This window comes from Flavonifractor sp. AGMB03687, from assembly GCF_017811815.1.
Lineage (GTDB): Bacteria > Bacillota > Clostridia > Oscillospirales > Oscillospiraceae > Flavonifractor.
Genome location: NZ_JADKZI010000015.1, coordinates 1 through 9,325, shown reverse-complemented (window position 1 = coordinate 9,325; position 9,325 = coordinate 1). Strand labels below are relative to the sequence as shown.

Here is a 9,325-nt window from a genome sequence, read left to right as displayed (position 1 = left end):
ATTCCTGTAACTGCTCCATAGCAGCCTGCTGATCCATAGCCATGCGCTCACCTCCAAAAGAAAAAGTAGCAAAAAGAAAATCCGCTGCGGCGGGGAACGCCTGCGGGCGGGAAGGGGGGAAAGGGGGAGCCAAAGAGCGGCCCCTTCGGGGCCTTAAAGAGAAAGTCACCTCCCCCTTTCCCCCCTGGCTCCGGCCATGGAAATGATGGAAAACCCTATCGGGTTTACCACATTCCCACAGCCTCCGCCCACCCCCCTTTTCCCCTCCGACTTTCTCCCTGTCCGAGAGAGAAAATTAAGAGATATTTTTGAGGGCCTAAAGGCCCTTAGGGGGGCATATATTATCAATAGATTTTTTCCCTATTTTTCGACAAGCCAAATTTCCGCATATTTTCACCCTGCCCCTGACCTTACTACACGGCATATATTATCAATAGATTTTTTCCCTATTTTTGTTTGTTATTATAGCCTGTCCATGCGGCACTTTCAAGGCCCCTGGACAGGCTTATTTTAGGCGTCGATTTTCCGGACACTGACCGGCGTAGCGTCGGTATGTTTCAGGCTCCAGCTCAACCTCAATCCAATGATTGGCCACCTGGATCTCCAGCGGCTCTCCTTCCTTCAGCTCACTCGCATATCCTTCGGGACAACCCCCAGGGGCCTTGTATGAACCAATATCACTTCCCAATACCCGGCCCGATAGTTTGCCCTGAAGCTCCGGTATTCCATCAGAGCCACATTGTGCTTCATAAATTCTTCGTCTACATTTTGGTCATTCAGAAGATCTCCATAATCACCGGAATACCATCTATCTATCCCTAACCTGGCAGCTTCCCACTTCCCATTTTCCGGGAAGAATTCTTGAATAATCAGCTTTTTCACCTGTTTTGCTGGAAATTCTATCGAATACGGACTTTGAATCACGGTTTCCCACAGTTTTACTGATCCCAGCCTCCGGCCATCTTTGTACCGATAGATCTTTTCTGAAGATACCACTACCACATAGCCAGAGTGCTCCTTCTTGGGCTTCAGTTTCCGATCTGCATTGGCCCTTTCCCTGGCAATACGCAGCAGATTTTCATTCAGCCCCTTCTGGTGGGCACTTTCGGCCTGTGCCGCCCCCAGCGCAGCTCTCCACTTTTCTATCGTCTGCTCATGCTCCTGCGCCATCTCTCTCAATTTTCGTTCATTTTCCTTTTTATCATCATCCGCCTTGCTTCTTTCCTCCCTGGCTTTCTGTTTCGCCTGGGAGATTTCCCGCAAAAGTCCATCATACTCCTTCAGGGGCAGGATCACATGAGTACACTCCGGGTCAGAGTGGCCACCGTCCAGCGTTTTATATCCCATTATTGTCTTTTTTACGAACTCGCTCACGGCTCCCCCTCCTTATAGCCCCCGGATGTAGTTGTTGGCCACAACGCTGATCCGGTTATGGCCCAGGGCCTTGCTGCACACCAGCATGGCCGCCTTGTCCAGCTTCCGCCCAGCTTCATCCTTCCGGCAGGTATAGACCTCGCTCTGATACTTCCGCCCAGTCCCCTTATTCACCCGATCATAGGGGATCTCCTCGATGGGGCGGGCATGGGCCTTATACATGGCCGTGGCATACTCCGCCCGATAGCCGTGAATGTCGGCGCTCTGGTGGACGTGCTGCCACACCTTTTCCTCGTCTGGTGTGTTCTGCATCCGCTCTATGATCTGCGCCGAATCCGGGCCGATAATGGGGCTTAGACGCTCCCTGCCGCCCTTTCCGCTGCGGACGTGAGTAAAGTATCCCTCCTGGAACAGCCGAGCATCCTGGAGCATTTCCAGGCGCTTTGTGTCGGCCAGCGTCAACTCCGCCGGCGGCCGGCTCTCCAGCCGGGAGATCTCCGCCTCGATCTGCTCCCTGGTAACCAGGTCTTTCCCCCGCAGCTCCGCCAGCTCCCTCCGGCGCAGCCCCGTTCCCTTGCAGAATCGGATTAGCTCATCATTGTTTGTCTTAGAAAAGTGCTTGTCCCGCACACGGACGCCGCGGCTCCGCTTGATGTCCTCCCGGTTCCGCTTGGGCGGCTTGAAGTAATTTTCATCATCGGGAGAAATGCCATACAGCTTGCCCATGGCCTTGGCCTCCAGCTGGATCGTCCAGGCGGAAAGGCCCTGGTCAGTCCTGGCTTGCAGCCACTCATTGACATACTTCTTTGCGCTTTTCAGCGTGGTACATTCCGGGTGCTTTTCCTGGATGTACTTGGTGAAATACTTTACGTGTTTCCAGTACGCCTTGTAGGTGCTGAAGGAAAAAATCTTGTCCTTCTCCGTCCCATCGGCCACCGCCTGCTTTTTGCTCTCGCCAAACGCCTGCATCCCGGTCAGGCGGTCATAGGCTTGTTGGTGGAGATCCTTGTGGTATGCCTTGTTGCGCCGCCCCATAGAGCCTCCCCCTCGCCGCTATTTTTCTATAAATCTATTTCTCTATTTTTATAGATACCTATTTTTCTACTTTTATAGATTTCTTGTCATTTCATTTAAATAACTTATATATATTATGTAACGTATATAAGTTATTTAAATTATGCCATTTATATACGTTCAAGCTAAGCCGCCTCATGTCAGCTCCCCTCGGAGACTCGGCAATCGGCAAATACACTTTTTAACGTCTTATGTGTGACGGTTTGGGGATCGCTCCCTACACTTTTTTGAACTGCTTATGTGTGCAGCCCCGATTTATTGAGATCTACGGCAGTTCGGGATCTGTCGGCACCTTTTTAGAGGGTGCGGCTCTCCAGGAGATTTACAGTATCCTGGCTACTATCAGAGGGTGGATAGGAACGCGATACATTGCACTTACCCATCACTTTCAAAAGGATTACTTGCGGTGGGGTTCATGGTGTGCTTTTCCAATTCACAAAGGTTACTACGGCAAGCCCGCACACCACACAGGAGTATCAACCCGGTCACGGCTTCTTATGGGTATTTGCTAAACCCCCAGCAGACCGATCCGGCCAACCAAGACGCTCTGGGCCTAATTACTATTTACCCTCGCCCAGACGAGCATTCAAATCCGCCGCAGCTCCCGGCCAGCGCCAGCCGCAGCCACTCTATCCAGCCTCCTTCCCATTGGAGCCACCGAGCAGCAGCCCTAAAAACCATCTTCTATCCCAGTTTCATCTTACCATAGACCGTCGAAGAAGTCAACAGCATACGTAGAAAATTAACCGTATAACGGTTTACCCGTTCACGCATAGCGTAACGGGTAAACCGTAAAAAATATTGGGGGGGCAACTAACTACGAATTGCCCCCCCAATATTCAGTTTAATATCTACTCGTTCCTAAAGCCGAATTTACTTCAGTTGCCTTGGAATAATACGAATATTCTCCATCTCCGCCATTGATAATTCCCAAAGTAAGTCTGGTATTAGTTGATCCAATATAGGAATAGACAATGCCTCCACTGTCTCCGCCCTCTGTACGGAAATCAGCCTGCGTCAGATTAGTAAATCTCACCCCATTATTGTCTCTGGCACTCACATCAGTAGAAATTACATATCCATCTGTATGTCCAGTTGTTGCTCCAATTTTATTAATATGGGTTGAAACTCCAGGAAGGCTAATCTGGGTAGACAGGTTATTGCTAACTCCATCAACAACCAGCGTATTGGTAGGTGTATGGCTCCCTATCATCTGGCAAAATACAGCATCGGCACTCCCACCATAATTTCTCTCAACAACTTTCGCAATCCTTGTCCCGCTTGCATTTGTAATATAGTCGTTCATTCAGCAAAATGCGCTGAGGTGACAAACCCGTTCTCTCCATCCAGAGTCGCACGATATCCCATAGACGCATAGTAATTTCCATTTTGAATCTCATTTCCTGGATTAATCGATGCCTCTGTATTGAGAACGTTTTGGTTCTCCTCAAATACAATTACCGGAGAATCACACACTGCTTCCTTAAATTCTGCAATCTTTTCCGGCGAAGCATCAAACAAAGAAACAACTATTCTATTCTGATCGTCATAGATACCAAAACGATTGATATTATTGGCAACTTCGTTATCTTCATTTAAAAAATAATCATTAAGTTGTCCCATAACATCTTTCAGAGTATTATAGGAATAGGTTACTGGCTCAATTACATAACTTTCAGCATCCAGTTCAGACAGTGTTGCAGTGGCTGTAGTTACCGCATCTTCCGGAACACAGATGACAAGTTTACCGTCATCGTTAATATAAGACCCTCCATAATAATCAGGATATGCTGCAACTGAGTTTCGGCCGTCATAAGCCGTTACGAAATCCTCAGAAAGTTGCATATAGGCATTATATGCAGTTTCTTGTACCGGAGCCTCAGATGTTGTCGTGCCTCCTCCAGATCCTGATGCTGCTGCCGATACAGTAATCCCTAAACACAGGGAAGCAGATAGCGCCAGGGAAAGTATCTTTTTCCACCTTTTCATACCAAAAACTCCTTTCTTTTTTCGCTTTCATGTTAATAATTAATTTTTCAATAATAAACATATCCTAAAACTTCGACGGTCTCATTCTCATTGTTTCGAACAGCAAAATAATACTTTCCAGTTCTCTCTATCTGAATGTTGATTTTGATACTGCCATTACTCCCACTGGTAAAATGGAATGTATCATCCGAGGTGATGAATCCGAAATCAAGATCGGCCGTCCTGGGAGAATACGTACAATTTATCGTAACAACCTCGTCCGCCTCTAAGGAGTATGCGGTATCTGCCTTTATAACCGTCTTAGAGGGGATTTCCCACTCGATCCGGCTTGTGGCCCGTGTCATACTTCCGGTCTGTCCTCTCAAAATAGACATAGGGCTAACTGCTTCCACAGAAAGTTCTTCAAAGGAGATCACTTCCGTCCTGGCATCAGCCGTTACTATGTCCGCGCCGATTTCCACGGCTCCGGCTGTGGGCATCCCCACGCAGCCTACCACGAGCGCACAAACTAATACCGCTGAAACAGTCCTTTTCATCACTGTATCATTCCTCCCTATGAAATTGGCCTACTTTCTACTGCATTGGAATCAGATATCCTTTCGTCTTCTTGGAGTTCTTCGAACGTCACTGTGTTTTGTTCTACCGGCTCCACTTCCTTCTGGTTCAGATATGTAATTACTATCGCTGCAACAAGGGCCACAGCGGCCAGGATAATTAGAACCACTTTTAGTACAGAGCGTCCCTTTACATTTCCGCTGCTTCGCACCGTTTCACTCTTCAGGGCATCGGCCCCCCTATCGGCACCCACAAGCTCATTTAACGGCACCCCAAATAATTTACTCAACGCCAGCAAATTATCCATGCTTGGAATTGCAATTCCAACTTCCCATCTGGACACCGCCTGACGTGATACATTTAGGGCCACCGCCAAATCTTGCTGAGACATCTTTTTATCTTTTCGCAAAGAAATCAGCTTTTCATTTAATTCCACTGTTTTCACCACAGATTCTATGTAAATAATCTCCATTTGTAAACCGTGTGCGGTTTACATTTAGGCAATCATTGATTGCCTTTTGAATTGCGCTGCGATTTTTCCCCCGAAATTAGTCCTTTGCATCAGCTCCCACCCTGCAACCGTCCATACTCCTCCAGCTTATCACGGTGTCTCTTTTGATAATCTTCCATCATCTCTTCCATCAGTTCACTGACGCTCTTTCGTTCCACATAGGCGATTTTCTGAATTCCCTCATATACGCTTGGAAGTACAGAGAGACTAATCCGCTTCTTCAGCTCCCGGTTCTCCTTTGGCCGCCCCCGGCGTCTGGAGCTGCCAGCTTCCACGGGCGGCTGCTCCACGAATTTCCCAACGGCGGCGGATCTTCTGCGGCTCTCCCGTTCTTCCAGCTTACTCATGCTCATACGCCTCCCTCTTATCTTTCCCGGACATAATCATTTCTGCTATGGCCACATATTCCTTCGCAAGGTCACTGTTCGGGGCCTGCTCTACCGCCGCCAGACCATCATAAATTCCCTTCTTCGCCACAGCCAACCGCTTAATCACACCCAGCAGATTGTACTCCTTCCGGAGCAGGGCCAGGATCTCCCGGTCATCCGCCACCCTGGTATCGTACAGCGTGGCGATCACTCCCAGCACCTTCAGGCCTGGGTTAATCAGCTCCTGGATCTCCTGGATACTATCCTGAAGCTGGGTCAGGCCCCGGTAGGCCAGGTAATCCGTCTTGACCGGGATCACCACCCCGTCGGCACATGAAAGGGCGTTGATGGTCAGGATGGAGAGCTGTGGGGGGCAATCAATCAGGATAAAATCATACTGCTCCCGAACTGGCCGCAGCGCCCGATCCAGGATTTTCTCCCTGCTGGCTCTGGAGAGCAGCTCCATCTCCATGGGTGCCAAGTCGATGATCGACGTGACAATGTGCAACCGGTCACTGAGCCGCTGCACACACTCCATGAGCGGCACCCCCTCCTTCCGCAGCACATCCACAATTGTCTGCTCCACCTCCAGCGGCTCCAGGCCCACGCTGATCGTTAAGCTGGCCTGGCTGTCCAGGTCAATGAGCAGCACCCTTTTCCCGGCGGCCGCCATGGCCGCCCCCAGGTTATGCGTCGTGGTAGTCTTGGCCACGCCGCCCTTCTGGTTTGCGATTGCAATTACCTTCACTGTCCCCACTCCTTTTTCAGTTATATAAATTATTTTATTTATATAATTTATTTTAATTATATCATATATATAACTTATAGCAAGTAAAAAATGGCGAGGCAAAAAGCCTCGCCATTTTCATACCTTCACGAACAGTCCAACAGGACACACACCTTCATATCCCGGCGTGGATATGTACCAGCAGCCGGGGCCAGTCTGCTCCCAGGACACTTCAAGGGTAATATCGTGCCACCCGTCAGGGAACAGGGCCGTGAAACCCTGCCCGGCGTGTACGCCATACCCCTCCAGGAGCAGGCGAGGGTGCGGATCGGCGTCTGCTGAATCGGGGAGTTGAAGCTGTGCGATCCTTTCTTTATCCCAGCTCATAATCGTCCCTTCCTTCCTCAATCGTCATAGTGGCCAAGACAGGAGATAATATAAATGACCTCTCCCTGCTCATAGTAAACGATACGATTAGTTTCATCAATGCGACGGCTCCACCAGCCGCTCAGGTTGCCCCGCAACGGCTCCGGCTTACCGATTCCCTCATAGGGGCTTCTCTGAATATCTTTTATCAGCGCGTTAATCCGTTTCAGCGTCTTTTTGTCCTGTGTCTGCCAATACAGATAGTCACTCCACGCCCGATCCTCCCACAGTAACCTCATTACTCCACCTCAATCAAGTCATGCTCGGCAAAGTGGGCCTTGCCCGCCTTCACATCCTGCATGATGTTCTCCAGGTGCCGGAGGTTACTTTCAGAATAAAATGGATCAGCCGAAACCTCAAACGGGATACGGTACTCCCTGCCGACCTTCTTTGCAAACATCGTAAAAGCCGCACTCATGGAAAGGCCCATCTCGGCACAGGCGCGTTCCATTCTTTTTTTCACATCTTCGTCTAACTTAAAATTAACATTGACTGTATGTGCCATATCCAACACTCCTTTCCTACTCATAGTATATGCAAAAATAAAGAAAAATACAAGTATTTTTCTTTACGACCCTTGTAACACATTCTCCCACAGTATGTAGAAATTTTAGCAGTATAAAATCCTTGATTTGCAAGGCTTTCTTGACGCAGTAGATAGGGGGGGTGGTGTTTATCCTCAGAGAACCGGAAAAGCCCTCCTGGGCCGTCCAAAGGCCGAAAACCACCCCTATTCCTCACCCGGTTCCAAAGCCTCAACCAACAGATCGCTCAACTCCTGGGAAGGGCTGACGCGCACCGTGATATGCCCATCCTGGACACGCACAGCCGGAGGCGAATAGTCCCACCACTTACGGATTGTTTTCGGATCAAGGCCCGTGTCCCGGTGGCAGTCGGCCTTGCGGCCTTCTGGGTGCTGCTGACGCCATTCAAACACCCGTTCCTGGGCAGTTCCACTCCCTACGGGTCTCCCCTGTTTCGCCTCTCCCATATCCCTCAAAATCGCCAGTTGCCCTCGCGCTAATCTCAAATGCTGTTCCTGCTTGCGCCAGTTCCGCTTATTGACGGGCATAGTTAGGCCGGAGAGCTTTGCTATATCGTCCCTGGGAAATGTCACATAGTCCTCATTAAACATCTCCAGAGCGCACACCACATCATCCTTCGTAAAGCGGTTGATGTCCTCCACGCTCATATCATCATAGGGTTTCAACAGAGAAAAGGCATCCTCCCGCAGCTCTTCTTCATCTATCCCGCACTTCTTCGCATAGATGGCCAGCGTCATAATGCCGTAGAAACGATGGCCCACCCGGATCTCGTCCCCAATCCGATGCAGCCACCAGTCATACAGGTCACGTTTGACCGTCCATCGGCCCCGCCGCTCCTTCTTGACGATCCGCCGCTCGTACCAGTCCGGGTACTTCTCTTTCGCCTCAGCCAGCGAGAGCCGCCCCTTCCGCATGAGGCCCAGGAGCTGCTGCTGCTCCCCGTTGCTGTCCGGGATAAACTCCAGCAGCTTCTCCAGCGTCACCTTCCCGCCGAGCCGATAGGCCGTCACCGGGTACTCCCGGCCAAGTTTGGAGCCGGAGCCGACCACCCGGAAGCCCTGCAAAATGCCCTGCATTTGCGGCTCCTTGATGGTAGAGGTGTACCTGTTCCAAATCTGCCGGGTGAGGGAATACTTCAATTCCTTCAAGCATTTCTGGTTGTGCGGGTACATAGGGATCGGCTCCTCCAGCACATAATACAAGTGAAGCCCCGTTCCGCTGTTTACGACAAAGGTTGCCTGGGGAAGAATATCCTTGTTCATCTGGTGCAGTGTGTCCCGGAGCTGGGGCATCCCCACCCCATCCAGGTCAAAGACCAGGGCATAGAGATACCGGGCATTTTTGCCGCACCGCTGACGCCCGAAATAGGAGATAGGAGACATGATGGTAAAATCTGTGTCGTAGACCTCCGACAGCTCCGACAGTTCATCGGTGATGGTATAGCGTTTGGCCTTGCCCTCCTCCTTGATCTCCAGGGCAATCCCCGCAGCCTTCGGCGGCACCGTTACCGCGATCCCGTTGCCCTTCGCGTCCTCAAAATGTCCCTTTCTTTCAAAGCTACCCACTGGAAAGATCTCTCGGTAAAACTCAAAGGGCGTGACCGGCTCCAGGAACTTCTCCAAATGCTCGTTCTTTTCCCGGTACAATTCCTGTAACTGCTCCATAGCAGCCTGCTGATCCATAGCCATGCGCTCACCTCCAAAAGAAAAAGTAGCAAAAAGAAAATCCGCTGCGGCGGGGAACGCCTGCGGGCGGG

At 50.3% G+C, this 9,325-nt stretch carries 12 protein-coding genes; all 12 read right to left on the bottom strand.

Going from position 1 to position 9,325, the window contains the following annotated elements; translation table 11 throughout:
* Positions 1 to 621: 621 nt before the first annotated feature.
* The gene (locus J9789_RS16815) at positions 622 to 1,374 is read right to left on the bottom strand and encodes a hypothetical protein (protein ID WP_209346775.1); all 753 of its coding nucleotides are present in this window, start codon (positions 1,372 to 1,374) and stop codon (positions 622 to 624) included.
* A gap of 12 nt (positions 1,375 to 1,386) precedes the next feature.
* Positions 1,387 to 2,409, bottom strand: a complete 1,023-nt coding sequence (locus tag J9789_RS16810) for a hypothetical protein (RefSeq protein WP_209346774.1) — start codon at positions 2,407 to 2,409, stop codon at positions 1,387 to 1,389.
* A gap of 883 nt (positions 2,410 to 3,292) precedes the next feature.
* Entirely contained in the window at positions 3,293 to 3,754 is a 462-nt protein-coding gene (locus J9789_RS16805; RefSeq protein WP_209346773.1) for a hypothetical protein, read from the bottom strand.
* Positions 3,751 to 4,437 carry a hypothetical protein gene (locus J9789_RS16800; protein ID WP_209346772.1) on the bottom strand — a complete coding sequence of 229 codons (687 nt, stop codon included), beginning with the start codon at positions 4,435 to 4,437 and terminating at the stop codon, positions 3,751 to 3,753. The genes J9789_RS16805 and J9789_RS16800 overlap by 4 nt, the downstream gene beginning before the upstream one ends.
* Positions 4,438 to 4,484: 47 nt before the next feature.
* Positions 4,485 to 4,973: a hypothetical protein gene (locus J9789_RS16795; RefSeq protein ID WP_209346771.1), complete on the bottom strand. Its 489-nt coding sequence runs from the start codon at positions 4,971 to 4,973 to the stop codon at positions 4,485 to 4,487.
* A gap of 17 nt (positions 4,974 to 4,990) precedes the next feature.
* Positions 4,991 to 5,464 carry a helix-turn-helix transcriptional regulator gene (locus J9789_RS16790; protein ID WP_209346770.1) on the bottom strand — a complete coding sequence of 158 codons (474 nt, stop codon included), beginning with the start codon at positions 5,462 to 5,464 and terminating at the stop codon, positions 4,991 to 4,993.
* An 89-nt stretch (positions 5,465 to 5,553) separates the two neighbouring features.
* Complete coding sequence (locus J9789_RS16785; RefSeq protein WP_209346769.1) at positions 5,554 to 5,850, bottom strand: ribbon-helix-helix protein, CopG family; 297 nt, start codon at positions 5,848 to 5,850, stop codon at positions 5,554 to 5,556.
* Positions 5,843 to 6,619: an AAA family ATPase gene (locus tag J9789_RS16780; RefSeq protein WP_209346768.1), complete on the bottom strand. Its 777-nt coding sequence runs from the start codon at positions 6,617 to 6,619 to the stop codon at positions 5,843 to 5,845. Before J9789_RS16780 ends, J9789_RS16785 begins: the two co-directional genes overlap by 8 nt.
* A 117-nt stretch (positions 6,620 to 6,736) precedes the next feature.
* Entirely contained in the window at positions 6,737 to 6,985 is a 249-nt protein-coding gene (locus tag J9789_RS16775) for a hypothetical protein (RefSeq protein ID WP_209346767.1), read from the bottom strand.
* A gap of 17 nt (positions 6,986 to 7,002) precedes the next feature.
* Positions 7,003 to 7,263, bottom strand: coding sequence for a Txe/YoeB family addiction module toxin (locus J9789_RS16770; RefSeq protein ID WP_055271802.1), 261 nt, complete (start codon positions 7,261 to 7,263; stop codon positions 7,003 to 7,005).
* The gene (locus tag J9789_RS16765) at positions 7,263 to 7,529 is read right to left on the bottom strand and encodes a type II toxin-antitoxin system RelB/DinJ family antitoxin (protein ID WP_209346766.1); all 267 of its coding nucleotides are present in this window, start codon (positions 7,527 to 7,529) and stop codon (positions 7,263 to 7,265) included. Before J9789_RS16765 ends, J9789_RS16770 begins: the two co-directional genes overlap by 1 nt.
* Before the next feature lie 225 nt (positions 7,530 to 7,754).
* Positions 7,755 to 9,257, bottom strand: a complete 1,503-nt coding sequence (locus tag J9789_RS16760) for a hypothetical protein (protein ID WP_209346765.1) — start codon at positions 9,255 to 9,257, stop codon at positions 7,755 to 7,757.
* Positions 9,258 to 9,325: the final 68 nt, after the last annotated feature.

Bases quoted from the DNA above. Each gene is read 5' to 3' on its own strand.
- J9789_RS16770 (WP_055271802.1), bottom strand. From the start codon at position 7,263: ATGAGGTTACTGTGGGAGGATCGGGCGTGGAGTGACTATCTGTATTGG.
- J9789_RS16790 (WP_209346770.1), bottom strand. From the start codon at position 5,464: ATGGAGATTATTTACATAGAATCTGTGGTGAAAACAGTGGAATTAAAT.
- J9789_RS16810 (WP_209346774.1), bottom strand. From the start codon at position 2,409: ATGGGGCGGCGCAACAAGGCATACCACAAGGATCTCCACCAACAAGCC.
- J9789_RS16800 (WP_209346772.1), bottom strand. From the start codon at position 4,437: ATGAAAAGGTGGAAAAAGATACTTTCCCTGGCGCTATCTGCTTCCCTG.
- J9789_RS16805 (WP_209346773.1), bottom strand. From the start codon at position 3,754: ATGAACGACTATATTACAAATGCAAGCGGGACAAGGATTGCGAAAGTT.
- J9789_RS16775 (WP_209346767.1), bottom strand. From the start codon at position 6,985: ATGAGCTGGGATAAAGAAAGGATCGCACAGCTTCAACTCCCCGATTCA.
- J9789_RS16785 (WP_209346769.1), bottom strand. From the start codon at position 5,850: ATGAGTAAGCTGGAAGAACGGGAGAGCCGCAGAAGATCCGCCGCCGTT.
- J9789_RS16765 (WP_209346766.1), bottom strand. From the start codon at position 7,529: ATGGCACATACAGTCAATGTTAATTTTAAGTTAGACGAAGATGTGAAA.
- J9789_RS16795 (WP_209346771.1), bottom strand. From the start codon at position 4,973: ATGAAAAGGACTGTTTCAGCGGTATTAGTTTGTGCGCTCGTGGTAGGC.
- J9789_RS16760 (WP_209346765.1), bottom strand. From the start codon at position 9,257: ATGGCTATGGATCAGCAGGCTGCTATGGAGCAGTTACAGGAATTGTAC.